This is a genomic window from Variovorax sp. YR634, from assembly GCF_900106655.1.
GTDB lineage: Bacteria > Pseudomonadota > Gammaproteobacteria > Burkholderiales > Burkholderiaceae_C > Variovorax.
The window spans coordinates 1-25938 of the sequence record NZ_FNOL01000010.1; the positions used below are offsets into that span (position 1 = coordinate 1).

Consider the following 25938-nt stretch of genomic DNA (forward strand, 5'->3'; position numbering starts at 1 on the left):
GCTCGATGAATCGCTTCATGTGGCAACCCAGTTCGTGGCGTTGTCTCAATCTAGGCGACGGTATTCACGGATTCAATGCGTTTTCACACAGCCTCAGTCTGAAGCGGGCGGACGCGAAAGACGGCTACGCAGCCAGAGCAGAAGCTCACCGATGTTCACTCGGCTGTCCGCTCAGCGTGCGATTGCGGACGTCAAATTCGATCCGGTAAGCCTACATATCTAGAAATCCTCAAGGGCGACGTGGCTCGGCCGCGCGCCTATGGCCTGCCAGCGGGTATGCCTCGCTCAAGATGTAAGGCTTCGGCGCTCATGCCTGTACTTCTCTCGAGAAGCCCATCTGGTTCCACTCGATCGCGCGCTTGCGCCAATGCGTACCAATGGCTTGGGTAAAGTGTTTGCCGACCAGCTTAGCCCGAGCCTCGCACCATTGGGCTGATTCTCGGCGAACCACTACCCCCTCCAGCGGTCCTTTGCGGTAGCGGCTGGTCGCGGTGGCGACTAGTTGCTTTAACTCCGATACCGAAGTCTTATCGCATACTAGTTGGGGCACGGTTACTAGTCCCGCGATGGAAGCTAGAGTATTGCGTCGTTTCGTGTTCCAGAAATTCCCAGCCGCGCGGTCGTACACGTCAAACAGCAGAAACCAGTCGGGCAGAGCGACATAGTCAAGCGAATGGCGTGCGGCGCACCACTCGCCAAACAGAATCAAGTCGGGCTTGAGAACGGAATGCAGTGCTTCGCCATGTTGCAACAGCCATGCGGGCAGGCGGGCAAACTGACCAGCGTGAGGTTCGGCCAGATACTGGCCACGATTTTGCGCTCGTAGAACGCCACTGGCGTCGAGAGAGAAGCCCAAGTTCGCTCCATCAAGCTTTTCTTCCACCACCACCACACCCGCAAGCAGCTCTTGGATCTCGATAGGTGACAACACCTTGTCATCACGCGGCGCATCCTTGCCTAGCCAAGCCAAGTGCGGCGTGTGGGGAAAGCGGAAGAAGTCGGTCGTCAATTTAAAACTCTATCTTTGCTGCTTCTCGGCATGCTTCTGGCGTGACCAATCCTCAATGATTGGCTCCAGCAACACTTCATGCTGCGCTAAATGAATTTCCCAATCGTGCCAGTCAGTGTCGCCGGCAAATGCAACGCATCCCTCGCCATAAAGTATGTTTGCTGCTATTGCGGCCGCCACCATCTTCCTGTCCTCAGCGTCATGGATGACTGGCGTCAATACATCGGGCAAGACACCATAACCATCGACATCGAAATCCACCGGTACAACGTCGACTTCGGACATACCCCATTTGTGCATGACCATTTGGATGCCGAAATCGTTGAACCCGAGCTTGTTCTCGTACTCTTCAAAGATCTTTCCTGCGTCATCTAGGACTAAGCGAGATTCGCTCTGCTGAAACTGGCTCAGCCAATTCCATACTACGAGCCGTAGCGCGGGGTCAGGTGGCGTGGCGTCAATGTCGTTGGGGTGGGTGGGGTCTGCCGCGCTAGCGGCAATCAACACGTTGGTATCAACTACATAACGTGCCCTCATGCCCTCGCGCCCCGCTGACGCTCGAACATCAATTTAGCCTGTTCACGGGTTTCCCCAAGCGCGTCACCAAAAAACCCCTCCGGCCAATTCTTCACGCGGCCAAATTCATCTAACAATAGCTCGCGAAGCTTTGCCGCCTTGCGGTCGCGCTCAACGAAGTACATGGCAACCTGATCTGGCTTCACTTGCTGCTTGGCAATGAGGGTTTGCATGCGACGGAACAGATGTTCGGAGTGCGTTTCGACGACGAACTGCACCTTCCGTTGCCGACTGATCGTCACAAACAGTTCAGCCAAAACAGACTGCGCCAACGGGTGCAGGTGAATTTCAGGCTCTTCCAACATGATGGTGCTGCCAGCTGGCGCGAAGTGCGCCACGACAAGGACAGGCAACACTTGCGACACGCCAATCCCCACATCACGGAGGTTGCAAGCTGCTCCATCACGATGAACGATGAGCTCGTAGCGGTTAGACCGCCCCTGCTGACGAACTTCAAGGCTGTCAGCCAGCTTCATTTTCGCCAACCAGGAAGACACCCCCTGAACGACGTAGTTCTGCTCGTCACCTTTTAGCAAGGCACTGGCCAGCAGCGCATCGATTGCGCTACGCCCGTCAATGCCCACATCGCCGGGCTTTGTCTTGTTCCAAGGGTAGTCCCGTTCCGGTTTCCGCCGCAAAGGTCCCAAGTAGCTGATCGCCTCAAGTTCACGCCGAATGGCTAAGCTGAGGTCTTCGACGATAGGTCCATCTTGATTAAGGTCCGCAATCGCGTCCGCAGAAAAGGCAATTGATCGCTCCGGCGCATAGTTACGGCCTTTGAACCTAGGTTGCACCTCTTCGTCCACCATGATCGAGAAGGCGCCTTTGTCACGGCGTATTGCCCTGAACCGGCGAGAGTCGGTTCGCAGGTCTAATGTCTGAATTGCCACGCTGCCCGAGGAAGTTTGGCCATACGTGCAATCAAATTGCCCAGCGCTAACCCGGCCGCTGTCTCCCCTGCCTCGGAAGTCGAACCCGATTGAAAACTGACGCGGGCTTTCGGCGGCCTGATTTAACACGTCGTCGAACCCACCAAAGTTGAACAAATCGTTAACTTCGTCGCCTCCGAGGTTGAGGTGAACGGTTCGATCAGGTGATCGAACCGTTTGCTTGAGCAACAAAAGGCTTTGGATCAGCGTTGATTTGCCCGATGAGTTTGTGCCTAGCAACATCGTTACGGGCTTCAAATCGATAGGGGGAGGACTCTCCCAAGCCTTGAAGTTTGTCAGTCGCAGTTGCATAAACATCAGTTTGATTTCCCCGTTTTAGCCCCTCAACGCCCGCACCTTACGGGAAATGAATCAAACGGCGCCTTGCACCTGCTCGAGGACTGTTTGTAAGCGCCATTATTGTCGAACCCCATGATCGCGCTGATTCCTCCCGACATCGCGTTCCCAGTGCCCATCTCTTGTGCACCGCAGATTAGCTTTGTCTTCCGGTCGTTCTGCCGTCATCGCGCATTTCGAGACAGCCGCCGCGGCCTGGTTTCGGCGGTGAACGCAGCGGCTATCCTCAGCGTGAGGAAGTCCTCGACCTTCGAAGCGGTGGGTAAAACAGCAAGGCCTTCAGCCACCGCGAGGGCACAGGCTTCGGCTGAGAGAGGCATGCCTAAATTCTCGCAAGCCAATTGGCGAGGCGCCGGCCGGCCCGGGTCATCCCGAAATCCGCCGCGAGGGCTGCCAAAAAGATCTGATGCCGCGTGTATGTAACGAAAAGCTGTCGCATACTGAGCCGGGGGAAGGCCGCTGCCGCCCGGGCCAGTTTCCGCGGGTGATTTCACCCCGCTATGCCAGGCGGCTTCCGATTTCCGTTTCATCTTGCGACTTAGGCATGCGAGGGGGCATCCCCTGAAACCAGAGGAGAGTGTTCGCATGACCAATGGAAAAAGCGATGAACAAACAAGTCCCTGACGATGCGGCCATAGAGGCCCTTGACGTCCGCGCCCTACTAGTAAGGCTGGCACGCACGGATTGGCAAAACGACCCGCTTTTCGTTCCCGATGAGCAGGTGTTCCGCATGTTCGGCCGAGCCCGCAAGGCAAAAGACGAGGCGCGACTTGGCATGCTTTCCAGAGTGCTGTCACGGCGCCTGTTGAGCCTCGCCGGGGGCTTCGTCGTGCGCAGCGGCGTCGTCCCAGGGCTCATTGCCGATCGCGACCAAGCTGCGGAGGAGCTAGCCCAATACGTCTGGGACTGCCTGGTCAAGCGGCCCGGCGACGCTGCGCATGCCGAAAAACTGTTCGGTCAACTGTTTCGACGCCGTGCAACTGACTTCCAACGTCGCCTGTTAGCCAAAAAGCGTAAGTTTCAGGATAGCCTAGATGCCATGGGCGTCTCGGACGAAGACGACGACCCGGACAGAACCATTCGCAGGGTCATCGCGCTTCGCCAACCAGACACGCCGGCCGACGCGCTGGCCAGCAAACAAGAGCATGCTCAGCTCGTCGCCCGCCTCCAGGCTGTCCTCACCAAGCAAGAGTTTTACGTCTACACGATGCTGTTCGTGGACGAGATGCCGGTCAAGGACATTGCGGTCGCCCTCGGCGTCAGCACTCGAACCATCAACACCTATAAGAACACCGCCCTCGACAAAGTCGCAGAGATGCGGAAGGAGTTCAAGCAATGACATCGCCCATCCGCAGCCTGTCGCTCGATGAAGTTCTGGACGAGTTCTTCTTCTCTGCCGCCAAGCCGTCGCCCGACATGGTTCTTCGCGCCTGCGAAGCCCACCCCGAATATCGCGAGGACATCCTCGAGTTCGCCGCCCTCTGGTCGGCCTACGAGGCTTCGCCGGACGTGCCCGCGGCAGACACCGCTGACGTCTCTGAAGAGTCCGTCTCTCGCCTTCAGAGCTACGTTCTAAATCGCCTTCACGAAATCGACGGGCAGGCCGCGCCGCCCTCGGACATCGAAACCACGAAGCGTGCCGTGTCCACCTTGATTGGTGCCAAGCTGGCCCGTGCCGCGGCTGCCGTGGGATTCGGTGGCAACCCGCTGCTCATGGTTAAGGTGCTCACGACCATCACCAACGTCCCAGCGAGAGTAGTCAGGGACTTGGCCCAGCACCTTCACGTATTGCAGGCGGACCTGAGGCAATGCCTGGGGCCGCAACTCGCGGGGTCTAGAAGCTACAGTTCAGCCCGCCCACCAGATGCGCCAGGCTCGGAGACTTGGGAGAGCGCCGTCCGCTCCCTGCCGGTGAGCGAGGACGAGAAAAAGCGACTTCTGGCCTTCCAGACCGAGGAAGACGTCACGTGACACCCTTCCATCGCGCTCGGGAGGCCGCGATACAGCTGCGGCAGGACCTCTTTAAAGAGGCTGCCGCAACTGGCATCGCCTCCAACGTCGTCATCGCTGCCGTCGCCCACGAAGACGCTGAGAACTTCCAGATTTCGGATGCTAACCCTTCGGACAAAGCGCTTGGCGGGGCCGATGCAGTGCTGGACCACGACTTCCACCTCATCGTTGTCCGCAACGACGTATCAAAGCGCGAGCGCGCCTTCCTCGTGGCTCATGAGTTCGGACACTGGAAGCTTCATCACGAGACGCACGAAGGCTGCCACAAAGTTGTCGACAGCACGCTGAAGCCCGAGAACGGTGACACGTTCGGCGCCCAGAAAGTTGAAGCCTACGGCGCACGCGAGCGCGCTGAACTTCAAGCCAACATATTCGCCCGCGAGCTGCTGCTACCCAGAGAAGTGGCGCGCACCTTGTTCCTTTTAGGAAAAACGGCGCAGCAGCTTGCAACAGACCTCGATCTACCCTTGGAATTGGTCCGACAACAACTGCTGGATGGCCTCCTGCTTCCAGAGCCAGTTGAAAAGCCCCCCGAACCGCCGAAGGTCATCATCCCGACGGCCGAGCAGATAGCGGCCGCCCAGTCCAAGGCCAAGACATCGTTGGTGAAAGCAGGCCCGGGCACCGGCAAGACGGCCACGCTGCTGATGCGGGTGCAGCACCTCTTGGCAAATGGTGCGAAGCCCGAAGAGTTGCTGCTGCTGACCTTCTCAAACCGAGCAGCACGGGAACTGGTGGACCGCCTGCAACAGCTCGGCGTGGAGAACGCCCACCAGATGTGGGTCGGCACCTTCCACGCGTTCGGGCTGGAGTTCCTGCGGAAAAACTGCGAGCAGTTCGGCCTTCAGTCCCGCTTCGGGGTCGCGGACAAGATGGCCGAGATTGCGGTGCTTGAGCCACACATCTACGGCTTGGGCCTGCAAGCGTTCAACCCCTTGGGTGACCCTCTCGACTGGCTGAAGACCGTCGTCGAGGCCATTCAACGTGCGAAGGACGAGCTGGCTGACGCGGCCACGTATGCCGCAGCGGTGGAGGCTTCGGCATCAGAGACGTCGGCGGACCTGCTTGCTCGGCGACGCGATGTGGCCAAGCTCTACAGCTGCTACGAGGCCAAGACGGAGGACAACGCGCGCCTCGTGGACATGGGCGACCTCGTGATGCTCCCGGCGCTGGCGCTGACAAACAACTACGAAAGCTTCGAAGTTAGCGTGGATCGTTTCAAGCACGTCCTGATCGACGAGTACCAGGATGTGAACCGAGCGAGTGCGCAGCTGGTGAAGGCGCTCGCAGCCCATGCTGACACCCTCTGGGTGGTCGGCGACGCGCGTCAGGCCATTTACCGCTTCCGAGGCGCCTCGATGCGCAGCATCGTCAACTTCGGTGAGGACTACCCGGAGTACCAGCCTTTTCCGCTCAACGAGAACCGGCGAAGCTATGAAGAGGTCGTGCGTGTCTTCGAACACTCGGGACGGGCTACCCACCCGCTCCAGCTAATCCTTCCGTTGGACGATGTAGAGCCCGCCCGCGGCGCGAGCGGCGTGAAGCCGCGCCATGTCAAATGCGCCACCACTGACATCGTTCGCGGTGAAGTTGCGGCCAACGTCGCCCGCATCCATGACCTCGGCGTTGCGTACAGAGATCAAGTGGTGCTGGCCAGCACGCACGAAACCTGTGGCGATACGGCGGACGCTTTGAACGCCATAGGGATACCTGCCCTTCACCTTGGCGACATCTTCCAGCGCCCTGAGGCCAAGGATTTGCTGGCCCTTCTCCAGCTGTTCATCGACCGCTCAGGCAGCGGCTTGCTGCGTGTCTCGCGCTTGCCAGGCCTAGAGATGCCCCCCACGGACGTCGACCTCATCCTCGCTTGGCTCGACAGCGCTCGACCGGATGCGTTGTCATGGCTCGATTCCGCGCCCGATGGGCTTTCGGTTCAAGGGACCGGAGTGCTCGTTCATTGGAAGACCGTCTTCGATGGCCTTTCGTCGGCAGACTCGCCCTGGGACGTCATCTGCACGCTGCTGCTCGACCGAACACGCATCCTCGCCCCGCACCTGGAGGGCAGCGGTATCCTCGATGTGACCCGGCGCATTGCGTTGTGGCAGCTCATCTACTTCTTGCGTGTGCCCGATGGCGGTCATGCGTACCAAACCGTCGGAAGCTTCATCTCTCGCCTGCGGCGCCGTCTGCGCATCGGCGATGACCGCGAGCTGCGTGTGCCGCCGCCAGAAGCAGACAGCCTCGACGCCGTAGCCGTAATGACCATTCACGGCAGCAAAGGGCTTGAGTTTGAGGCCGTCCACCTTGTCGACATCGACGCCAAGCACTTCCGCATGGGCGCTGACCCGGACTTGGTGCCGGAATCCCTGCTGCAGTCTCTTCAACATAGCAAGAATTTCGAAGAGGAAACTGAAGCCTCGAACAAGTTGTATGTCGCGCTCTCAAGGGCACGCGAGCACCTCGTCTTATACGAGAGCCAAGGCGCGTACAAGGCGCAATGCGTGAGCGCAGTCGCCGACGCCGCCCATCTTCTCCAACCCGTTCAGGGCTTCGCGACGGCACCCAAAGCGGCGATACCGCAGTCGAAGGGTGTGCCTGTCCACCATTTTGGGCGGTGCGAGTTCGCTGGCCTCATGACCTACATGGTCTGCTCAAGGCGGTACTACTACGACTTCGTCAAGAACCTCAAACCCGCGTCGGGTCTACACCCCGCAGCCTTGATTGAAGGCGCGGTGATGCGGGAGCTTTTCGTCCCCTACGGCGCGGACCCCTCAGTCGCTGCCAATGATGTCGAAAGCACGCTGGCATCACTTGGACACGCCTTCAAAGACTCACTACCTCACCTGCGCGCCTACGCAGACCATCTTCTGGCTGCGGGACACAGCCTGATGCAGGCGCCGCGCGCCGCGATGGCTACGCCGTTCCAGGTCGAGTACTCCGGGCTGCATATCAACGTGCTGGCACACCGCATTACGAGTTCAGGGGATACCTACACAATTCACTTCGTCCGGACAAAGCCACCCAGCAAGCTTGGCCGGCAAAGGTCCGCAATCCGCTGGATGCTAAAACACTTGGCTGCGGCGAATAAGAGCCTCTCGTTTTTGGCTCGCATCCACGTGCTCAGCACGGGAGAGGAAGAGACGCTGTGGCCTGACAGCCCCAAGTTCGACAACAAATTCACCGTGGCGGCGGCTGAGGGAGTGATGGGCGGAGCCTTCGAGGCGCGACCCAATCCTTGGGAGTGCCCGAAATGCCGACACTTCCTGCACTGCCCCGCCTAGGCCCAGCCGGTCAGCGCACTTCCGATTTCAACGGCTTCCTGCGACTTACCCAGCATGAGCAGCGCATCCCGCGCAGCTCAACCAACGGTAAGGAGCAGCGATGCCAACCCGCGTTTACATCCAGTCGGAGTTCTTCTCTGACATCAAGTTCGTCGAAATCAACGACGAGGCGACCGTCGCTGAGCTGAAGCACGCCGTCCTCGCGCTGCTGCCGCCCGGCACCGAGGCGTCCGACCTGACCCTCTCGGTCGAGGACGATGACGACGACACCCACGGCCACGCCACCCACGTGAAGCACCTGAAGAAGGAGCACGGCGTGCGCGTCCACCTGCACCGCTGCAAGCAGGTGGAAGTGAAGGTGCGCTTCGGCGCCGATGTCGCGCACCACAAGTTCCGCCCGGCGACCACCGTCGGCCGCGTGCGCCTGTGGGCCGGAAAGAAGCTGGGCATGGCGCCCGGCGACATCGCCGAGCACGTCCTGCAGATTGCCGGCAAGACCGAGCAGCCCGACGTCGACGTCCACATCGGCACGCTGACAAAGTGCCCCCAGTGCGAGGTCACCTTCGACCTGGTGCCCGCGCACCGCATCAACGGCTAAGGGGAGAGGTATGGCACCGGACGAGCGATCGCTCCGTGCCGACCTCGTGTCGGCATGCTTTCTTTCGGGCGAAGACCGCAACCGCTGGCAGTTCAAGAAGCTGGAGTGGCCCTTCGTCTACATCAACGTCGTTGCCCGCGACCGCCGCGAGTACACGCTGCGCCTGGACTGCAGCGGCTTCCCGACGACGCCGCCTACGGGCACGTTCTGGGACCTGTCGACGAACAGCAAACTGACCTTCGACAAGTGGCCCCAAGGCGGTGAGCGCTTGCAGCTGGCCTTCAAGCCCGGCTGGAAGAACGGCGATGCGCTCTACATCCCCTGCGACCGCGAAAGCATTGTCGGCCACGACTGCTGGTTCGCCCAGTACCCGCAACTCATCTGGAAGCCCGCCAAGGGCATCAGCCACTACCTGGAGGTGGTCCATGAACTTCTTCAAAGTCGCGACTATGCCTGCGCCCCTGCTTGAGCTGCCGGCCGCGCTCTGGGCGGACCTGATGACCCATCTGCGTGAGCAAGGCGCCGGCGTTCGCGAAAGTGGAGCCTTCCTCCTTGGGCGCAAGACCGGCGCCGGCCGCGTGGTCCTGCGCTTCGTACCCTACGAGCAGCTGCAACCCGACGCCTTCAGCAACGACTACGTGTCCTTGAAGGCTGACAGCTTCGCAAAGCTCTGGGAGGTCTGCCGCGCCACCGGCATGACTGTCGTGGCCGACGTGCACACGCACCCTTTCGGCCCCGGTCAGAGCCGTTCAGACCGGACGAACCCCATGGTCGCCCTGAAGGGCCACATCGCGCTCATCGTGCCGCGATTTGCCAAGGACAACCCGCGCCCGCGCGACCTCGGGCTCTATGTCTACCAAGGCAACCACCAGTGGGATTCGTACTCGGGTTCCGATGCCGGCGGCCTCATTCGACTTACCGATGCCGGAGTTTTTTAATGACCCAGTTCAACGCTGATTCCATGCACCGGTTGGCAAAGATGGCCCTGGACGCCGGCGAGGTCGCCTCGCCCGAGGAGGCCGTGGCGCTCTTCTCGCGCTACAGGCTGCGCATCCACCTGGGCCATGGCTGGGCCAACACACTGGCCGGCCAGGCCTGCTTCTTGACCGCGCTGAACACGGCCATGCGCGCCTTCCTTGGCGGCGTCGAGGTCTACGGTGACCTGGGCCTCACGCTCGACGTCCCGTTGTACCAAGGTCGCAGCGCCCGGGGAGTCGCTGAGGAGCTCGGCGCGCCTGTGGTCACCAACGCCTCCACCGCGCTGCCGACGCTCGTGCTCGGTGCCGCCCCCGATGGACCGCCGCCCGCCTTCTGCGTTCAGCTCAGCTGGGACCACTGGCGCTTCGCGATTGCGCCCGTCAGTGTCGGCGGCGAGCTGACCTGCACTGACGACAACCCGCTCGCCGGCATTGGCGCCGCGGCGCTGGGGGTCAACGAGGCGTTCATGCACGTCCGTGGCGACCTCGCCGAGGCCGGCCACCGCAGCGTCGGCATGTCCCTCTGGAACCCGGTGGCCGTCGTCGACTGGCGCGACGACGCGCATAAGGGCCCCAAGCTCGCCTACTTGCCGAAGTCTCTGTGGCTGATCGGCCTGGGCCATCTCGGCCAAGCCTACGCTTGGACGCTGGGCATGCTGCCGTACCCGGTCGACGGTCGCCCGCACCTGGTGCTCCAGGACTTCGACAAGGCGGCCAAGTCCAATCTCAGCACCTGCTTGCTGCTGTGGTCGGCCGACCTGCTCAAGCCGAAGGTCAGGGCGGTGGCGAGCCGCCTCGAGGCCGCCGGTTTCACCACCGCGCTGGTCGAGCGCCGATTCGGCCCTAGACACCGAGTCATGGTCGACGAGCCGATTGCTGCGCTCTTCGGCGTCGACAACGTTGCCGCGCGCCGCGACCTCGATACAGCCGAGTTCTCGCTGGTCGTCGAGGCGGGGTTGGGCAGCGGGTATCGCGACTTCCGGAACATCCGCATGCACACGTTCCCGGGCTCGCGCCAGCCGTCCCAAATCTGGACAGCCGAATCCACCGCGCAGGCCGCCACCGAGCTGAATGACACTTACAAGAAGCTTGCCGACGAGCGCAAAGACATCTGCGGGATGTCGCTGCTGGCCTCGCGCGCTGTGGCCACTCCGTTCGTTGGCGCGCTGGCAGCGGTGCTTGCCTTGGCCGAGGTGATGCGTCCGCTCCACGGCGGCCTGGTCTATGCCACCCTGGACGTGCAGCTGAAGAGCTTGCGCCATCGCACTGGCGCAGCACCTGCGCCTTACCAAGGTCTGCAGACGGCCTTCGTTCAAGCCGAGAAGCGGCCGTCCGGCCCCGCGCGGGAGGCCGCGTGAGCAGGCGTCCCTACCGCCGCCGACGCCGCGACAGCCTTTTCTCCGCGGTAGACGACACCGCACACATCGCCGCTAGGTTCGGCCCCGTCGGTGCCCTCTGGACGGGCGTGATTGGCTTCGCCGTCTTCTACGCCGCGTTGCCGGCTTGCATGATTGCCTGGACCGCGGACCGTAAGGCCACCCTGAAGGGCCCAGCCGCGGCGGCCTTCGCGAACTTGCTGGACCAGGTCATGTGGCACCGCTTCATATCGCCCTGTCAGTGGGCCGGCGTCGCCATCCTGCTGGTGTGCTCGGCCATCGCCATCTGGAAGCATCTTGGCCAGGCTGACCTCGACGGCGACGACGTGACCTTCCTGAGCGCTGTGTCGAAAGCCGTGAGCCGCTTGATTGGGCATTGAATCGGTCAGGGCCTGACAAACGGTTTCGGCTGTGTTCAATACGGCTCCCTGAGCCGTATTTTCACTTGTGTGTTGGGCACGCGCTCGCCGGTGCAGCTTGGCGCCTGCAGCGTTCAATGACCGGTTTTGGTGGATGCTGCCGCTCACGCATCCGCACGCGAATGACTCAGATCAGTCTAGACCGGTCGTAGTCACTGGATCTCCGACCGCCCAGTGGAAGTCAACCAGCCAAGACGTGGCTAGGTTCCGATATTGAAATCAGCTGGTTCGGGAATCGTCCGAGTACCCCTCCGGATCATCGATCCAGCGCTGAAGTGCCCCACGCGGCCATCCACAAGCGCGTCCGCCCAAATGCACAGGAGGAGGAAACTTGCCTCCAGCAATCCTGCGATACAAGGTGGCGCGACTCAGTGCGGTGATGCGTATCACGTCGGCCATGCGAAAAAATGCGGGGCCTGTCGCGCTCGACAGATCAACATGGCGATGATTGACATGGGGTTCGAATTGCATGACAACTCCTTGAAGTTGGGTCGAGTCTTCAAGTAGCGGCTTGCGTACCGACGGTGAATTTCTGACTTGAAACCCCCCGGCAAAAGCAGAACCGGCACCGGAACCAGAGCAGCGCTGCCATCCGGACTCGCCCCGGCAATTGCAGCCTCACCCAGCGCCCCCTAGACTCGTCTTCCGCATGGATTTGCGCTGAGCGTGCGACGACTCACAGCTTCTGACAACTGGCAGTTTTGATAGGAGGTAACGCCCTGGCCCGGGCACACGCACTACCACGCTCAGACGACCACACCGTCACGGTATCAAGGCGGGCAACCCCGCAGAAGGTCCGCTGAAACGAGGACGGCTCAACCATCATCGGACACGTGGCCCAGACGAGTTGGCATCCGCGCGCTCCGGCGCTCGACTTCTCTCTGTCTCCCTCCATCGATCCGCCATTCGCTGCGCATCAGTCTGCACAGCCGGCATGCGCGCGACGAAGCGCTCCACCCGATCGGCCAATTCGGCCTGGCCCTGACTTCGAAGCGCATCCGCAATTGCGCACCAGCCCGCCACCACCTCCTGCCGCGCGCGCTGCATGGTCTCTTTGCCGGCATCCAGGGTGCCTCGCTTTGTCTGTAGGGCCTGGAGCACCCTGTCCAGCTTGGCGCGCATGAAGGTCGAGGTCTTCGGCGGCCGATGCCTGGTCCGGTCGCTCGGCGACAGTTGGCCGAACACCCGAAGCGCGCGGAGCCGATGATGGATCGCATCCCTGTAGGGCTTGCGCGTCTGCCCTCGCACCTGCCGCGGTGTGGCATTGGCCGCCGCGCCCTGCTCACGCATCAGCTCGGCGAACTGCTCGCGCCATTGCCGCAATGTCTCCTTGCGGATGTAGAGGCGCTTGCCCGGCTCGAACTCGTGCTCGCACTTGACCACCAGATGCACATGCGGGTGCGGCTGATCGGTGTGCAGCACCATGGCGTAGCGATATTGCAGCGCGAAGTTCTCGCGCGCAAAGACGCGCGCCGCGGCCAGTACCTTGCCCGGCGGCGTGCCGGCGGGCATGGACAGGACGATGTTGTGCACCAGCTTCGCACGGGTGTCTTTCTGCCCCAGCGCGGGTCTCGGCTTGTACTGGCTTCTGCAAAGCGCCAGCTGCCAGTCGGCCGTGATCTCCTTGGCGGCACCCCGGCCCTGCGACGCCAGTCCCTCGTCGGTTTCTAACTGCAGCTTGCCGTGCCGGCCGATGTAGCGCAGATGGGCCTCGACGCCGCCGACTTCCCGTGCGCCGCCGGAGACCTTCACCATCACCTCGGGCGTGCGCCCCACCGTGCGCTGGATCTGGGCGATCTGGTCGGCGCCGAGGCGCAGCGTGCCGCCCGGTCCTCGCCGACCGTAGCTCACGATGTCCAGGGTCATGTCGCGCGGCGCATCGGCTGCGCCGCGGCCGTTTCGGCCGATGCGCGCCGTCTGTTCAGGCATGGGCACTCCCGGCGCCGGTCTCCCAGCTGATAAGGTTGCGGCGCACGATGGCGGCCGCGGCTTCGCGTGCCTCCTCGACTTCCCGCCGGACCCGCGCGATTGCTTCGCCGAGGTCCGGTGTCAACGGCGCCGGCATCGTGTTCGGCATGCCGAACATTCGGAGCTGCCGCCCCAACGCGGCCAGTCGGGCCACGGTCACTTTGATTTGGTCCAGTTCGTTCGGCGGCAGCACGGCCGCGTCACGCACATGGTTGTGGATCAGCAGGGCGAGGTAGCTGGCTGTCTTCATCCCACGGACACGGGCTCGCTCTGCCGCCAGCGCGCGATCGCCTGTACGAAGCCGCAGCGTGAGGCGATCCGCCAGGCCGGGGCGGTTTTCCGATTCGCCTGCAGGCCGCTGTCCACCCGGGTCCAGCCAGCTTTCGCCGTTGGTTTTGAGGACCTCGTCGACCATCTTCGCGAGCAGGCTCGACGCACTGAGATGATGCCGCGCGGCCAGCGCGACGAAATGCGCCCTCGTCTCGGGCGGCACCCGAGTAGCTATCACGCGGCTCGATCGAGAGGTCTTAGTCATCGCAACGCCATGGCTGTTAACAATGTCTGACGGCAGTCTATCCTGCCCTCAACACCGCGCAAGGACTCAGCCTTCAAAGTTTCAACTTCTTGCTGCAGCCGCCACGTCCAGGGGACGGCGCTCAGTGATCCATTCCACACACAAGTATTCCACACGGCTGCATCACAAGTTTCCTCGCCCTTCATCGAACAAGAAAGCCTTCACTAGCTAGAACCATGCGAGACTTGTCTGGTGTTCGGTATGCCGAACACCGAGCGAAGGAGAGAAGGCTGGGCTACGGCGCATACCAAGTGCGCGAGCAATTACTCAGTGGGGGATCTGTCTCTTGGCAGCTCGACCTCGTCGCTGCAGACAGGCTACTCGCGCAGCGTGAACACTACCGATAGGTACGACACCGGCTGGCCTCCAATCGCCTCGATCCCATGCAGCGCTGTCGCATCAAACAGTAGCGAATCCCCCGCTCTCACCTCGACCACCTTGGCTCCATAACGGTAACGGACCGCCCCCGAGAGGAAGTACAGGAACTTCAGGCCCGGATGCTGGAAGGTTACGTAGGGATCGGCGCCGGGCAGCAGCGTTACCAGATACGGCTCGACGAACAGGTTGCCCGACAGCAGGTGACCCAGCAGCTCGTAGCGGTAGTCCGCCACCGCGCCAATGCGGTCGACTAGAACACCATGTCCCGCCCGTACATGGCAGAAGTCCGTGCGGCGCGCTTGGTCGCCAAAGAAGCGAGAGACCGGCACGTGCAGGCCCTGCGCGAGACGCTCAAGAGTCTCCACAGAAGGCGAGACCAAGCCGCGCTCGATGCGCGAGAGCATTGATGAGGAAATCCCGGATACCTGCGCCAGCGCACCGGCGGACATATCAGCCGCCATGCGCAACGCCCTGACCTGCGCGCCGACGCGTGCGGCAGACAGGCTTCTCACCACGGGCTCTGGCGCCCGCGGCCGAGCCCGTGTCACCGAGACCGGCAAGCGCAAAGGTCGGACAGTTGGAAGGGGTGAAGCGGTATATCTACGCGACATACAAGGCAGCCTCTGTGTACAGGAACTGGTCTAGAACGATGCGGTACATGCTGGTCAGCCCGTATGTGGAAGATCGTCCGTGGTGCAATCGTACACATGGCGAGAGCATTTTGTCCATGCCAATTGCCTCGCCCAAACACGCGCTCGACCCGGCGCTGTTGGCGCTTGGCTCTGCGATCAAAGCGCTGCGCAAGGCACATGGAATCTCACAGGAAGAACTTGCACACCGCAGTCACATCGACCGCTCTTACATGAGCAGCATTGAAAGAGGGATGCAAAACCCCGGCGTGATGACCGTGGTGCAGATTGCTGCGGGCATCGGCATTTCCATGGCCGAGTTGGCAACCAAAGCGCGGCTTTGAGGCTTTAGCCGCATTCCTTGTGGTCTGGCCCATGAGTCTTCACGGGGCGCTATTGAAGAGCCCTCTGCGAGCTCACTCACTTGGCTCAGATGCAACCAGTAGCGATGTCACCAGCTGAGATAAAGAGTTTGGGACGTGAATTGCACCTGCCCCCTGATGAATTAGGCTTATCCATCCTCGTTACCCGAACACTTGGTAGCACACAAGCCTCGCGCTGGAGCTCACTGATTTGTGGGATGACGCGGCACTCACACGCCCATACCATGTAATGGCAAGCATCCTCGCCGTCGAGGCTGGTGCTAATCGTGGATCACAAAAAAGAATGCGGTTCTGCCTGCAACCGCCTACGACGCTAAGGGGGATGCCACACCCAATCCTGGCTCGCTGGCGATGTCAGCGTTCTGCGCTCTTGCCGGAAGCTCATCGGATCGTGCTCAGCGCTGGGTCCTGTCTACCCCTTGGGGAATATTTTTTAACACATCCCTGCTTTGGTTCACCCCACCGCAAATGGACTGATCCGGATGATGCGATCGGGAAGTCTTGATACCAAGGAATTTGTATGGCGGAAGTACGGTTTCTGACAAACGAGGCGGGGAAGATTGAAGGCCTGTCATACGCAGGCTTCGAGACATTCCGCGGCTCTCCCTATACCAGCTGTGCGCGCGAGACCGGGCAGAACAGCAGGGACGCAGCCTCAGGAAATCTTCCGGTCAGCGTTCATTTCAACTTGCATGAACTGCCCCGCGCAGACATCCCCTTCGCTGACGAGCTCCAGCATTCGATCGAGTGCTGCCTCTTGGCGCCCCAAGATGAAAAAACCAGGCAGCACCTGCTGCGGGCACACGAAGCCATCGGTGCTCCACGGATCAAAGTACTCGAGATATCCGACTACCACACGACTGGACTGAAGGGGCCGACCACCGACCCCGGGTCAGTCTTTGCGGCACTTGTCAAGGGTGACGGCGTGACAAACAAGGCTGAGATGACTTCAGCTGGCTCGTTCGGGATCGGAAAAAACGCAGCTTTTGCCGTCTCAGATCTTCAGACCGTCATTTACTCCACCTGCTACCTCGAAGAAGGTACCGGCGAAACAAGGTTTGCGGCACAAGGCCGTCTCCGCCTGATCTCGCACATCAACGGTGAAAAGAATCTTGGCGCCGAGGGCTACTGGGGAAGTCCGGGCTTTGCGGCAATCGAGGATGACAAGGCGGTGCCGGACTGGCTTGCACGCACCACGGTCGGGACATCGATCTTTTCCATCGGATTCCGCGAAGAGGAGCAATGGGCTGACAGGATGGCCCTGTCACTTGTGACGAACTTCTTCCTTGCCATCGAGCGCCAAGAGATCGAATTTGTAGTCAACGGTCTGCATATCAATCGCGTATCGCTCGACGGCATTCTCGCCTCGCCGGAGCTGAAGAAAGTCGCTGCGGATGCGGATCAGAGCGAGGAACTGGACCGCGCGCTTCGCCTTGTGGAATGCATGCGCTCCGAAGCAGCGATCAGGGAAACCATCCACGTCGCTGATCTTGGCGATTTCGACTTTCATCTTCTGGTCCAGGAAGGCATGCCACGCGAGACCCATGTCCTGAGAAATGGCATCTACATCACCGACAACTTCGCCAAATTCTCTGAGCCCCTGCGCCGATTTCCCGGCACGCGCGAGTTCACCTCCGTACTCGAACCCGCCCGGAAACCAGCCGGCCGCAAGCCCAGTTCACTTCTCAAGCAACTCGAGAACCCTGCTCATGATGCGCTCGAACCCGAACGCATCGTGAACTCGACCGACCGGGATGCAGCGAAAAGGCAGATCAAGGCGCTCATCCGGAAAATGCGGGACATCATCCGATCAGCGGCAAAGATGGATGACGTCAGCCGCAGTCACCTAGACGAGCTCTCTCACCTTTTCGCGGACCCGGGAAATGGCAGCAAGGTGGATGACGAAAAGGACCCGGAGCACTTCAAATATGGCTCTGCGAGCATCGGAAAGCGGGCAAGGCTTCCAGGAACGAGCGGTAAAGGAGACGGAAAAGGAAAAGGCACGCAGCGCGCAACTCGTGCAGCCTCAAAGTCACCCAGAACTGGCGCCAGTCCATCCATTCCTCTTCTGGAACTGCGCTCCGTGCTAGGCGATGTACAGGACCAGCGGAAGCGCACGATCTTCTTCACCCCCGGCGACGACGGCAACGTAGAGCTCCGAGTCGCTGCGTCAGGCCTCACCAGTGATACCGACCTGCAGGTAGTCAAAAGCTCCGCCGGCGCAACGGCAGGCGGCGCGATAGAAGTAGCAATCAGCAAGGGCAAGCGCGTACAACTTGACGTTGTGTTCTCCGAACCCTTTGCCGGGCCCATCGAACTTGTCGCAGTCTCGCTCCAACCGCAGGCGGGGGCCGAATGAAAGTATCCGAAACAACAAGCTTTCCGCACCCTGTTCTTGCACCGTGGTCAACTGACTTCGATGGAATTTCATTCACATCACAGATAAGTTTTCGCGAGAATCCGGATGACAACCAGGTTTCCCTGCACTGTGCTGCCACGCTGGACCAGCCCGACATTGCGCACCTGATACAGGAGGGACTTGCAACCTTTGGCTGCTACATAAAGTGCCACGACACCGGCATGAGACGCCTTCAGGAGTTTGGCTTCCCTTCCGGTATTCGGCATTTCGCTCCTGGCGCCCTCTTGGGCAACGTGCAGTTGCGGCCCATGGTCTGGTCAATCCAGGCGATCGAAAGCTACAGACCTGCCGGAGTCCATGCGGAATTCTCCGGAACGTTCTCAATCGCACCGGGCCAGATACTTGCTCTCGGCGAAGAGCAGGTCATCGAGGTCACCCGACCACCCCTACCGACGATCGAGTCGATCTTCGAGATTGTTCTCTCGAAGGAAGTCGGTGAGAACGAGTTTGAAATCGATACCGAACACGATCGGATCACAGTGCTGATGGGAGAGCGCACGTTTCAGCTCGTGCAAGGCCTCAGGCAGGCCGATGAAACCACTCGCGCTGTAGCCATGAACAGCGTTTATGTTCCAGTGGTGATGCAGGTTCTTGTTCAACTTGCCGAGGGCAGCGAACACTTCGAGCAATACCGGTGGCTTCATCCGTTTCTGGAGCGTTGCCGGCTCTCCAATGTTGATATCGGAAAGCCTGATCTGCTAACGGATGCACAGCGACTGCTGGCGCATCCGTTTGCCTCGCTGGCCCAAATGATCGAACAGGAGGACGCCGTCGATGTTGCAGCCTCTTAAGCTACTCTCCACCTCTGTCGTCGAGAAACTTCTGCAAACACGCAGCGAGAACCTGAATCGATACAGCGCAGGAGACTTTCTGGATCTGGAGAAGAACAGTGGATGGGCAATCGAAACCAAAGTTGCACGGTGGGACCCTGAAATCGTCCACAAGCTAATCCCGGAAAGCTCACCCGAGGCTGAACTCAGGAACTCTCGACTGATCTACGAAGGCCTGGAAGGCATGACGCCCGCCCTCGCCCGAGATGAGCGGATCTGGGCAAGGTTATGCCATGTGGAATGCCTTGATTACTCTCGTGCGCGCTGGCTGCGAAAAAGTGAAAGCCTGGACAATCAGGTGCGGCTGCATTTTTTCGCTCACGGCCTCCCTGGTTGTCGCGACGACAATGCCATCGGCCGACTATGGTGGAATGGCCACGTCGCAAGGCTCGCCAGCCCCGGCAATCTCGACCTCGGACTCGAGCGATTGCTGGCCAGAGCGAACATCCGTCTTCAGATCATCGACCGGGCCGACACGGCATTTCGGCAGCCACTGATCGAAGGAATTGTCCGCCTGCTTGGTGACCAATGGTTCAGTGTCGATGATGCTGCGGTGGCCGACTTCATGTATGAAGTGAACAAGCGAAGTGGCGGCATCGTTTTCGAGGCGCTCCCCTCCGAAGAAATCGACGCACACTTGGCCCAGTGTCTCAATGTCGCAAAGGAACGGCGAACCCCGTCGTTCACAAAAAATAGCTAACCCTTGTTCAAAAGCAGCAAGCGAATGCCAAGCTTGGCCTCTCGTCTCGAAAATGAGAAGACTCCACTAGGGAGAACGTGCTCAGATGGCGACATACATCACTTGTCAGCTATCGACGTTTACTGATCCAGTGTCAGCGCTGCCGCCCTTGCATGGAATCGACCGGTCTGACGCAGTCTGCGCCAGACTCAGCGTGTGCGAAACGCGCCTGACTTGACCGCCCATGCGGCGTAACGTCACAAAGAACCAGGCTGCTCCTTCCAGATCGCCCAAGTCATCGTCGGATCGTCGGGGTATTTCTTCAGGATCCGTTTTTCTCCTTTTGCCTTGAGCAGTGCATTCTCGCTCCAGGCATTCGGGCCTCCGAGTTTCACTCCCGTATTTATCGCAACCGACGACGCGGCGTCGACCTTGAAATCCCCCATTGCATACTTCAGCACGCGGTCAGCTTCTTCTATTGATACCTTCTGCTCCCAATACAAGAAATCATGAATTATTGCCGGATAGGTATATTGCCCGTCAGGTGGAAGAACTGACCAGAACACCGGCGGAATGCTGGCAAAGTCCGTCACAAATCCCGGGGGAACCGTAACTGGCGATGCGTTCTGCCCCGGATTCGGCGTCCATCGAATCTGCTTGAGAAGCCAGTATCGACGATCGGCAAATCGGCCTAGGTGCAAAGCCTCACTTGACGCATGTGGTGCATTCATCCAGCCTTGCATCCATGCATCCATGGCTGCCTTGTCATGATAGGAGCTCTGCTTCGGAGCGGTCTGCGAACGAGCCAGACGCGAAGCAGGTGAGATCACCAATCCCATTCCTGCCGCCAGAGCAGAGCGTCGTGAAATACTCATGGTCAGTACCTCCTTGCGTGCAAGCAAAAGCAGTTGAAGAACGCTATCTCTTTTCCAGGTATGAACTCACAAGGTCGGTCGTTTGGCCGATCAGCTCCCTGATGAATGCCCTTGAACCTTGCACATTGCGAGAGCAGTCCCCCAAGCCATAGAGAACGAGACTGATGCTGCCCTGATGCAATCTCGTAAGCACTTCGGGCTCTTGGGAGATTGCCAAAGCCCCATATGCCCCCCTGTCGTCATTCGTACACGGGCGCGTAGACAGAAGCATCATCAGTTCAACCTCGCGCGGATTCGCAAAATACTGACGACGCCCATAGGGCTGCAAAGCCATGATCTTGCGGGGAAGGTCGCTTTTGGAGCCTCCGGTTGCAGCTTCGTACTCCTCATTTGACATCGCCCGGAACCCTTCCGATCTGAGCGAGGAAATGATGTGACGCATAAGGCCGTCGACAACCCGGTTTGCGTCGCTGCTTGATATCCGGGAACCACTGACACTGGAGAGGTCAAAAGAGACAAACTGAGCCCATACGGGTACGCCTGCCGATCCGCTCAGTGCAGCGACATGATTGTTGACCTCCCCGTCAACATCAACACGCAGAACCCAGCGCCCCGTTTCCCTCCCCTGCCTGGGAGCCGCTTGCACTTCTTTGGCTCCAGTGAGGAAAGATATGTACTCGATAGCGGATACGGTGTTTCCGCGAATCGAGGGATCGACCGACGCGAACCCATGCTGCACCAGCGAATTGGACGTCCTGCCTTTCCCCTGAGGAGAGGCAAACCCCAACTCAAATTTGGTAATGAACGCCAGAAGGGGAGGCAGCAATGTGCCAGTCGAATGGGTCGCGCTTCCGTTGGATGACTTGCACGCCGAAGCGACGGCAAGGTACGCATTCTCCTTGATCACTAGCTTCTCATAGTCCCTCTTGTACGCTTCGATCTCCTCGACCTTTGACCTGCGGAAACAATCAAGTACCGAGGTGCGTGCATCTCTCGATGGAGGTGCGATGCAGGTGAAGCCTTCGAGCAAGGGGACCGGGGCGGCTTTGAGAATGCACACTCCCGCCTGACGGCCACCACGATCCATGAGCGCTTTCTCAAGGCTGGAGGACGCTTCCCGGCAGTACGAGCCGGAGGGAGGCCACGAGTTCTCAAGGGCAGAGACGACTCGGGCAATGTCCCCACACGCATCCAGCCCCTTCAAATCGATCTGGGCAAAAGTGAGGGAAGGCTGCAGGAGAACGAGTGAAGCGGCAGCCAGGGGAAGCCTACCGGATAACCAACTGATAAAGTTCATCGCGAAAGATCCTTATGAGTTGAGATGTTGTCGCGTTGACAAGGTCCGCGTCCCGGCCAAACACCCCCCTTCGGAACGCCAGGTCCCTTTGCCTCGGGTCCCCGTGTTCCCGGCCCGCCATTTCCCGATAGAGACCATGGACCAGAAGGTTCTGCTCGAATGCGTTGAGTTCAAACTCCTTGAATTCGACCTTGAACAAATGCCCGGCGAGAAAGTCGGCTCCAAGTTCGATCTTCTTCGACATCATGTTGTTCAGACTGGAAAGTTCCGTCGCACCGCCGGCTTCCTGCATCTGAGCAACATGGGCAAGCTCATGCAGCAGGGGAGCGATCAAGCGCACTACCGGGATATCCGCTGGATAATTCACGACATAGCGGGGCCCCGCACCTCCCCGCATTTCAGAGACGCTGAGCAATAGCCCCAGGCACCCCCGGAATTGAACCGTCTTTCGATCTATTCCAAGCACCTTCATCGCGCGCAGCATATGATCGTTCTGTTGCAGGTCCAACGGATCTTTCATCTCACAGGCAGGCTGTTCGGAGTCACCCACATGGGTTGCATACAAACACCCGGGGGACGGAATCAATGACTGGGCAAGGGACTTTGCCATGACCAAAGCAAACACCGCCAGAACGGTGCCCTGAAAAGCGACTCGTACGGCGCGGCCTGAAGTCATATTCATCATTGACAAATGGCCGTCCATGCAGCCCCGCCTCCTACACAATATGCCGAGCAAGCAACAGTGACTGCGATACGGCTCTGGCATGCCGGATTGCTCAGCTTCATCCCGGGCATCGCCGGCCCCCAGCATCCACAGGGACCGACTGCTTGCCCTGACAGAAGCCCCTTTTGTGGTGAAGGCTCCGCGATCGCCTTGTCCTTGTCCTTGTCCTTGTCGAGAATGTCACGAACCTCGTCGAGGTCCATATCGCACAGATCGGCAATCCTGGTTGCAGTCCTGCCCTCGGAAGCAAGACTACGCACCTTCGAGGTTGAACAGTTTGCTGATGCTGAAGACACAGAAAAGCCCAGCACAATGCCAACCAAGGCTACGCAAGTTCTCCCGTATACACCGTTGCGCATTCCTCGCCTCCTCATGGGCTGAATTTTTCGACCGTCCGCTAACAGTAAGCCTCTACGGGCTCCGATGGAAATACACAATCTGCGCGATGCCACGGGACAGCAAACTGAAGATAATGCGCAGTTGCCCCGCTTTTCGATTTCTGGCCGTCGCAATGTCCGTCATTTCTCGCGGCCGGGGATGTCGACCTCATATTCACCGGGATACACAACAGGCATGTCACCTCGGGCCCATACCTTACGAGCCTCGGATGAGGCTGCGCCGTGGCACGTAAGTTTCGCTTTGCAGGCTCAGGTTTGAGCGACTTAGAGAGCGCAGGATCGGCACAGACGAGAGGGCTGCATTCAATGGAGACGATTTGCGAGCGCCTCGCTGACGGCTCCCTTCGCCATTCAGAGATCAGGCACATCTTCGAGCAGCTGGCTGTAGAGGGACGCCGTCGCATTGACGCATTCGTGTTCGAGCTGCTCTTCAGAAACAGGATGCGGGCCATTGCACAGGAGCATGCCGGTCTGACGCTGTCCTTCGGGTGGCACATCGGATATGACGGAGCGGGCAACAGTGCCTACTGGTTCCGTCTGATCGACGAGGAGGATGGGTGGAACGCATGTGACGAGGCCTTGCTCTCGCATTTGGCCATACAGGTACAGCGGAGTGGCATCGCGATACATGTTTTCCGGGTCATGTTCAGGCCCGATACGAACGGGTTCGTGTCCTCGGAACGCGTATCAGGAGCATGGCGGCCAGAGCGGGAACTTGCCGAAGCCCTTGCAGACCTGACGCCCCCCGGAACGTGGCGCCCCCCACGATCCATGGACCACATGGACACGGCGATGGCTTACACGGCTTTCGACTGGATGAGCAAGTACCCCCTGCTTCTCTCCTGGCTGCCAGCGCTTTCCATCCAGCGCCGGTTGATGAACTGCATTCTCAGTCCCGCACTTGGTCGTGATCCGACAGATATCGACATGATGGTGCTGTCCCCTGCCGGACAGCTGCGCTGCGTCGAATTCAAGAGAAAGTATCCGGCATCAGGCTCGCAAAGTTTCGGGCTTGACCTGCATCCGCATGTCAACACTGTGCGGATGATGGATTCCATGGGGATTGCCCCCCTGCACATCCTTCTGGTGGCCCCAAGATGGCAGAAAAACGAATCGCCCCTTCACTGGCTTGACGATCGCGCGCTGAACACCAGCTGGACTTGGCTCGCGGCCAGTCTTGGCGGCGAAGATGCGTTTTTAGGCCCGCCACTCAAGACGCACGGCTGGGACAGCGGCCAGCGCAACGCAAGCAGGCAGCAGTTCAGTATCAGCTGGTCGAAAATCAGACGCCTCCATGAGGGACTGAAACTTGGCGACGAAGGAGGCAGGAGGATGGTGGAATTCCTCACCGCAGGTGACCTGCCTGCCGCACCACCCGCGACATTCCACTACCTGTCTGCCCGACGGCTGGACCGGTAACCATTCAGGGCAGAGCCGCTGCGAGTATTGCCCTGCTCCCCCGACAGGCTCATCAGCCTAAGGCAGCAGATTGACCGTCTCGAATGCGTGATACAGGCCTGACAGGCTGCCGGTACGGATCCTGAACTGGCTGCGGGCCTTGGTCGTCGGCCTGGGACCATGCGCATCCTTGATTTTCGGCGCCGGGTCGTAGACCACAAGCCCCGAAGCAAGCGCCGACAAGAACATCCCGAAGTCCGTCCCGATACCCAGCATCGCGGGGCCCGTGAACCGGTACAGCGGCTCACTCCCCGCCTGTTTCTCGTACTTCACATATGCGGCCTGGGCGTGCTTGCGGCCCCAGTGCTCAAGAAGTGCCGCGTAACTCCAGGAAGCCGTGACGTCGCCGTGCAGCATCAGCTGGATGCCTCCATTGACGTCCTCGATCGTCTGCTTCTTCACGTCAAAGCCCGCAAGCTGCAAGGTATGACCGCTGGTACTTGCCACGCCGACGCGATGAGTACCCGTGAAGTAGATGTCATCACCGCGAGCGCGCCCGTACTTGCGCAGAAACGCCTGCACACCTTTCTCGCCGTAGAAACCGCCATTCGGTTCGGGCGTCATGAGGGTCACACGGTCACTGCTGATTGCCTTGATCTCCCAGCCCAGATAGTCCGGCTCGGACCGCCCGTTCGGCAGGATGCCGAGCAGCGCCTCAAGCGTATATCCACCACCATTGGTCGCCGCATAGGGTCTGGGCTTGCCGTCCCGTCCAAGACGGATGGACGGCGTCGGACCAAGCCGCGCGATGTCGACAAGTGCGGCGAGGAGCGCAGCCTGAAGTTCCTGGGGAGTTTGCCCGACGGGGCCAGGCGGCGGGAGCGTGTAGAGCCGACCGATAGCCTTCAGCGCGCAGCCGGCGCGCAACTGCTCGAAGTCGCTGCTGGCTGCACTGTCCGGCAAAGAAAGAAAGGCAAGGACCCGATCGTCACGGGTGATGCCGAAGAACAGGACACGGCCGTCCCATGCATTCTTTTCGCCGCGCTGCGCCCTTGGCACAGGCCGCATGTGCTCCGATGGAGCTGCAGCACAGCCCTTGAGAAAGCCTGAAAGACGAACTTCGGGGTAGCGCGGATAGAGGATCAGCTGCGCGCCGGGAGCCTGCTGGAACTGTCCTGCTGGCGTAAGCCAGTGGAAATCCAATGCCGCCTTAAAAGTGGGATCCTTGACACTGTCGTCTGCGGAGACCTCGCCAAATGGAAGCTCGTTGAGAACATCAAAGCTGCCACCCAGATAGATCTGCTGCTTCGAGTTGTCATTCTGTGCCAGCGGCTTGGCTAGCACCCTGACAACGCCCGCCTCCCCGAAGATCTTCATCAGTCCTGCCAGAGGCAGTTCCAGCGCCATTTTTTCCAAGTTCGCCTCTCTCCTCGCCCGAAACGATCCATTCACAGACCGCGTCGGCGAGTGTCGCACGCCCGGCTCCACGCGTGGCGCATTCCCAGACTGTGAGAACCCGCCAGCCAAGCGCCAGAAGTGCCTCTTCCGAACGCTGGTCGCGCGCCCGATTCTGCCCGATCTTCTGGCGCCAGAACTGCGTGTTTGTAGCGGGGTACTTGAAGAGCTGACACTGATGCCCGTGCCAGAAGCATCCGTGGACCTGGATGACGGCCCTATGCTTGGGCAACACGATGTCCGGACGGCCGGGGAGGTCCTTGCGGTGAATACGGAACCGGAAACCCCTAGCGTGAAGCGCGCTGCGCAAGAACACCTCGGGCTTGGTGTCGCGCGACCGGATGCCGGACATCATCCGGCTCCGGACCGCCTTCGAAACGACGTCCGTCACCCCGGGCA

Annotated in this window: 25 protein-coding genes; 13 read left to right on the plus strand and 12 right to left on the minus strand. The window is 60.2% G+C overall.

The genetic code is table 11. From position 1 onward, the window contains the following. Nucleotides 1-307: 307 nt before the first annotated feature. The 3 genes from BLV60_RS17770 to BLV60_RS17780 are packed head-to-tail and all read right to left on the minus strand — an operon-like array spanning nucleotide 308 to nucleotide 2832. A complete protein-coding gene (locus BLV60_RS17770) occupies nucleotides 308-1009 on the minus strand; it encodes an RNA ligase family protein (RefSeq protein ID WP_093056596.1) in 702 nt (233 codons plus the stop codon). A gap of 9 nt (nucleotides 1010-1018) precedes the next feature. Beyond that, the gene (locus tag BLV60_RS17775; RefSeq protein ID WP_093056597.1) at nucleotides 1019-1546 is read right to left on the minus strand and encodes a hypothetical protein; all 528 of its coding nucleotides are present in this window, start codon (nucleotides 1544-1546) and stop codon (nucleotides 1019-1021) included. Further along, nucleotides 1543-2832, minus strand: coding sequence for an AAA family ATPase (locus tag BLV60_RS17780; protein ID WP_093056598.1), 1290 nt, complete (start codon nucleotides 2830-2832; stop codon nucleotides 1543-1545). The genes BLV60_RS17775 and BLV60_RS17780 overlap by 4 nt, the downstream gene beginning before the upstream one ends. A 643-nt stretch (nucleotides 2833-3475) precedes the next feature. On the opposite strand from BLV60_RS17780, the gene BLV60_RS17785 reads away from it, so the two are divergent. From BLV60_RS17785 to BLV60_RS17820, 8 genes are all read left to right on the plus strand, one after another. Continuing rightward, on the plus strand, nucleotides 3476-4210 hold the full coding sequence (locus tag BLV60_RS17785; protein ID WP_176928817.1) for an RNA polymerase sigma factor: 735 nt from the start codon (nucleotides 3476-3478) through the stop codon (nucleotides 4208-4210). Continuing rightward, a complete protein-coding gene (locus BLV60_RS17790) occupies nucleotides 4207-4842 on the plus strand; it encodes a hypothetical protein (RefSeq protein WP_093056600.1) in 636 nt (211 codons plus the stop codon). Before BLV60_RS17785 ends, BLV60_RS17790 begins: the two co-directional genes overlap by 4 nt. Then, on the plus strand, nucleotides 4839-8162 hold the full coding sequence (locus tag BLV60_RS17795; RefSeq protein WP_093056601.1) for a UvrD-helicase domain-containing protein: 3324 nt from the start codon (nucleotides 4839-4841) through the stop codon (nucleotides 8160-8162). The genes BLV60_RS17790 and BLV60_RS17795 overlap by 4 nt, the downstream gene beginning before the upstream one ends. Before the next feature lie 100 nt (nucleotides 8163-8262). Beyond that, on the plus strand, nucleotides 8263-8760 hold the full coding sequence (locus BLV60_RS17800) for a hypothetical protein (RefSeq protein WP_093056602.1): 498 nt from the start codon (nucleotides 8263-8265) through the stop codon (nucleotides 8758-8760). A 10-nt stretch (nucleotides 8761-8770) separates the two neighbouring features. Then, nucleotides 8771-9229: a DUF7665 family protein gene (locus BLV60_RS17805; RefSeq protein WP_093056603.1), complete on the plus strand. Its 459-nt coding sequence runs from the start codon at nucleotides 8771-8773 to the stop codon at nucleotides 9227-9229. Further along, the gene (locus BLV60_RS17810) at nucleotides 9186-9698 is read left to right on the plus strand and encodes a M67 family metallopeptidase (protein WP_218132236.1); all 513 of its coding nucleotides are present in this window, start codon (nucleotides 9186-9188) and stop codon (nucleotides 9696-9698) included. The genes BLV60_RS17805 and BLV60_RS17810 overlap by 44 nt, the downstream gene beginning before the upstream one ends. Beyond that, nucleotides 9698-11095, plus strand: coding sequence for a ThiF family adenylyltransferase (locus BLV60_RS17815; RefSeq protein WP_093056605.1), 1398 nt, complete (start codon nucleotides 9698-9700; stop codon nucleotides 11093-11095). Before BLV60_RS17810 ends, BLV60_RS17815 begins: the two co-directional genes overlap by 1 nt. Next, nucleotides 11092-11493 carry a hypothetical protein gene (locus BLV60_RS17820; protein WP_093056606.1) on the plus strand — a complete coding sequence of 134 codons (402 nt, stop codon included), beginning with the start codon at nucleotides 11092-11094 and terminating at the stop codon, nucleotides 11491-11493. The genes BLV60_RS17815 and BLV60_RS17820 overlap by 4 nt, the downstream gene beginning before the upstream one ends. 258 nt (nucleotides 11494-11751) lie before the next feature. Here the strand turns inward: BLV60_RS17820 and BLV60_RS17825 are convergent, their stop codons facing one another. From BLV60_RS17825 to BLV60_RS17840, 4 genes are all read right to left on the minus strand, one after another. Next, complete coding sequence (locus tag BLV60_RS17825) at nucleotides 11752-12003, minus strand: helix-turn-helix transcriptional regulator (RefSeq protein WP_093056607.1); 252 nt, start codon at nucleotides 12001-12003, stop codon at nucleotides 11752-11754. Between the two features lie 351 nt (nucleotides 12004-12354). Then, complete coding sequence (locus BLV60_RS17830) at nucleotides 12355-13461, minus strand: relaxase/mobilization nuclease domain-containing protein (protein WP_093056608.1); 1107 nt, start codon at nucleotides 13459-13461, stop codon at nucleotides 12355-12357. Then, nucleotides 13454-14035, minus strand: a complete 582-nt coding sequence (locus tag BLV60_RS34675) for a hypothetical protein (protein ID WP_256329264.1) — start codon at nucleotides 14033-14035, stop codon at nucleotides 13454-13456. Before BLV60_RS34675 ends, BLV60_RS17830 begins: the two co-directional genes overlap by 8 nt. 356 nt (nucleotides 14036-14391) lie before the next feature. Continuing rightward, a complete protein-coding gene (locus BLV60_RS17840) occupies nucleotides 14392-14964 on the minus strand; it encodes a helix-turn-helix domain-containing protein (protein ID WP_093056771.1) in 573 nt (190 codons plus the stop codon). Nucleotides 14965-15110: 146 nt separating this feature from the next. On the opposite strand from BLV60_RS17840, the gene BLV60_RS17845 reads away from it, so the two are divergent. The 4 genes from BLV60_RS17845 to BLV60_RS17860 all read left to right on the plus strand — a co-directional run bounded on the left by BLV60_RS17845 (nucleotide 15111) and on the right by BLV60_RS17860 (nucleotide 19413). Next, nucleotides 15111-15425 (plus strand): helix-turn-helix domain-containing protein, encoded by a 315-nt coding sequence (locus BLV60_RS17845; RefSeq protein ID WP_371127380.1) that lies wholly within the window; start codon nucleotides 15111-15113, stop codon nucleotides 15423-15425. Nucleotides 15426-15984: 559 nt separating this feature from the next. Then, the gene (locus tag BLV60_RS17850) at nucleotides 15985-17823 is read left to right on the plus strand and encodes a hypothetical protein (RefSeq protein ID WP_093056610.1); all 1839 of its coding nucleotides are present in this window, start codon (nucleotides 15985-15987) and stop codon (nucleotides 17821-17823) included. Further along, nucleotides 17820-18674 (plus strand): hypothetical protein, encoded by an 855-nt coding sequence (locus BLV60_RS17855; RefSeq protein WP_143042595.1) that lies wholly within the window; start codon nucleotides 17820-17822, stop codon nucleotides 18672-18674. The genes BLV60_RS17850 and BLV60_RS17855 overlap by 4 nt, the downstream gene beginning before the upstream one ends. Next, nucleotides 18658-19413 (plus strand): DUF6339 family protein, encoded by a 756-nt coding sequence (locus tag BLV60_RS17860; RefSeq protein ID WP_093056612.1) that lies wholly within the window; start codon nucleotides 18658-18660, stop codon nucleotides 19411-19413. Before BLV60_RS17855 ends, BLV60_RS17860 begins: the two co-directional genes overlap by 17 nt. Nucleotides 19414-19649: 236 nt before the next feature. Here the strand turns inward: BLV60_RS17860 and BLV60_RS17865 are convergent, their stop codons facing one another. From BLV60_RS17865 to BLV60_RS17875, 3 genes are read right to left on the minus strand one after another with little or no spacing between them, the layout of a single operon-like run. Beyond that, entirely contained in the window at nucleotides 19650-20267 is a 618-nt protein-coding gene (locus BLV60_RS17865) for a DUF1353 domain-containing protein (RefSeq protein WP_218132237.1), read from the minus strand. A 43-nt stretch (nucleotides 20268-20310) separates the two neighbouring features. Next, nucleotides 20311-21564, minus strand: a complete 1254-nt coding sequence (locus BLV60_RS17870) for a hypothetical protein (RefSeq protein WP_143042596.1) — start codon at nucleotides 21562-21564, stop codon at nucleotides 20311-20313. Then, a complete protein-coding gene (locus BLV60_RS17875) occupies nucleotides 21536-22267 on the minus strand; it encodes a hypothetical protein (protein ID WP_143042597.1) in 732 nt (243 codons plus the stop codon). The genes BLV60_RS17870 and BLV60_RS17875 overlap by 29 nt, the downstream gene beginning before the upstream one ends. 641 nt (nucleotides 22268-22908) lie before the next feature. On the opposite strand from BLV60_RS17875, the gene BLV60_RS17880 reads away from it, so the two are divergent. Next, a complete protein-coding gene (locus BLV60_RS17880; protein WP_143042598.1) occupies nucleotides 22909-24105 on the plus strand; it encodes a hypothetical protein in 1197 nt (398 codons plus the stop codon). Nucleotides 24106-24162: 57 nt separating this feature from the next. Here BLV60_RS17880 and BLV60_RS17885 read toward each other — a convergent pair whose 3' ends face one another. Both BLV60_RS17885 and BLV60_RS17890 read right to left on the minus strand, forming a co-directional pair. Next, entirely contained in the window at nucleotides 24163-25491 is a 1329-nt protein-coding gene (locus BLV60_RS17885; protein WP_093056616.1) for an MvaI/BcnI family restriction endonuclease, read from the minus strand. Next, a complete protein-coding gene (locus BLV60_RS17890) occupies nucleotides 25400-25930 on the minus strand; it encodes a very short patch repair endonuclease (protein WP_093056617.1) in 531 nt (176 codons plus the stop codon). Before BLV60_RS17890 ends, BLV60_RS17885 begins: the two co-directional genes overlap by 92 nt. Nucleotides 25931-25938: the final 8 nt, after the last annotated feature.

Coding starts and splice junctions, on each gene's coding strand:
- BLV60_RS17775 (WP_093056597.1), bottom strand. CDS start 1,546: ATGAGGGCACGTTATGTAGTTGATACCAACGTGTTGATTGCCGCTAGC.
- BLV60_RS17780 (WP_093056598.1), bottom strand. CDS start 2,832: ATGTTTATGCAACTGCGACTGACAAACTTCAAGGCTTGGGAGAGTCCT.
- BLV60_RS17785 (WP_176928817.1), top strand. CDS start 3,476: ATGAACAAACAAGTCCCTGACGATGCGGCCATAGAGGCCCTTGACGTC.
- BLV60_RS17790 (WP_093056600.1), top strand. CDS start 4,207: ATGACATCGCCCATCCGCAGCCTGTCGCTCGATGAAGTTCTGGACGAG.
- BLV60_RS17800 (WP_093056602.1), top strand. CDS start 8,263: ATGCCAACCCGCGTTTACATCCAGTCGGAGTTCTTCTCTGACATCAAG.
- BLV60_RS17805 (WP_093056603.1), top strand. CDS start 8,771: ATGGCACCGGACGAGCGATCGCTCCGTGCCGACCTCGTGTCGGCATGC.
- BLV60_RS17810 (WP_218132236.1), top strand. CDS start 9,186: ATGAACTTCTTCAAAGTCGCGACTATGCCTGCGCCCCTGCTTGAGCTG.
- BLV60_RS17815 (WP_093056605.1), top strand. CDS start 9,698: ATGACCCAGTTCAACGCTGATTCCATGCACCGGTTGGCAAAGATGGCC.
- BLV60_RS17825 (WP_093056607.1), bottom strand. CDS start 12,003: ATGCAATTCGAACCCCATGTCAATCATCGCCATGTTGATCTGTCGAGC.
- BLV60_RS17830 (WP_093056608.1), bottom strand. CDS start 13,461: ATGCCTGAACAGACGGCGCGCATCGGCCGAAACGGCCGCGGCGCAGCC.
- BLV60_RS34675 (WP_256329264.1), bottom strand. CDS start 14,035: ATGACTAAGACCTCTCGATCGAGCCGCGTGATAGCTACTCGGGTGCCG.
- BLV60_RS17845 (WP_371127380.1), top strand. CDS start 15,111: ATGCTGGTCAGCCCGTATGTGGAAGATCGTCCGTGGTGCAATCGTACA.
- BLV60_RS17850 (WP_093056610.1), top strand. CDS start 15,985: ATGGCGGAAGTACGGTTTCTGACAAACGAGGCGGGGAAGATTGAAGGC.
- BLV60_RS17855 (WP_143042595.1), top strand. CDS start 17,820: ATGAAAGTATCCGAAACAACAAGCTTTCCGCACCCTGTTCTTGCACCG.
- BLV60_RS17860 (WP_093056612.1), top strand. CDS start 18,658: ATGTTGCAGCCTCTTAAGCTACTCTCCACCTCTGTCGTCGAGAAACTT.
- BLV60_RS17865 (WP_218132237.1), bottom strand. CDS start 20,267: ATGAGTATTTCACGACGCTCTGCTCTGGCGGCAGGAATGGGATTGGTG.
- BLV60_RS17870 (WP_143042596.1), bottom strand. CDS start 21,564: ATGAACTTTATCAGTTGGTTATCCGGTAGGCTTCCCCTGGCTGCCGCT.
- BLV60_RS17875 (WP_143042597.1), bottom strand. CDS start 22,267: ATGGACGGCCATTTGTCAATGATGAATATGACTTCAGGCCGCGCCGTA.
- BLV60_RS17885 (WP_093056616.1), bottom strand. CDS start 25,491: ATGGCGCTGGAACTGCCTCTGGCAGGACTGATGAAGATCTTCGGGGAG.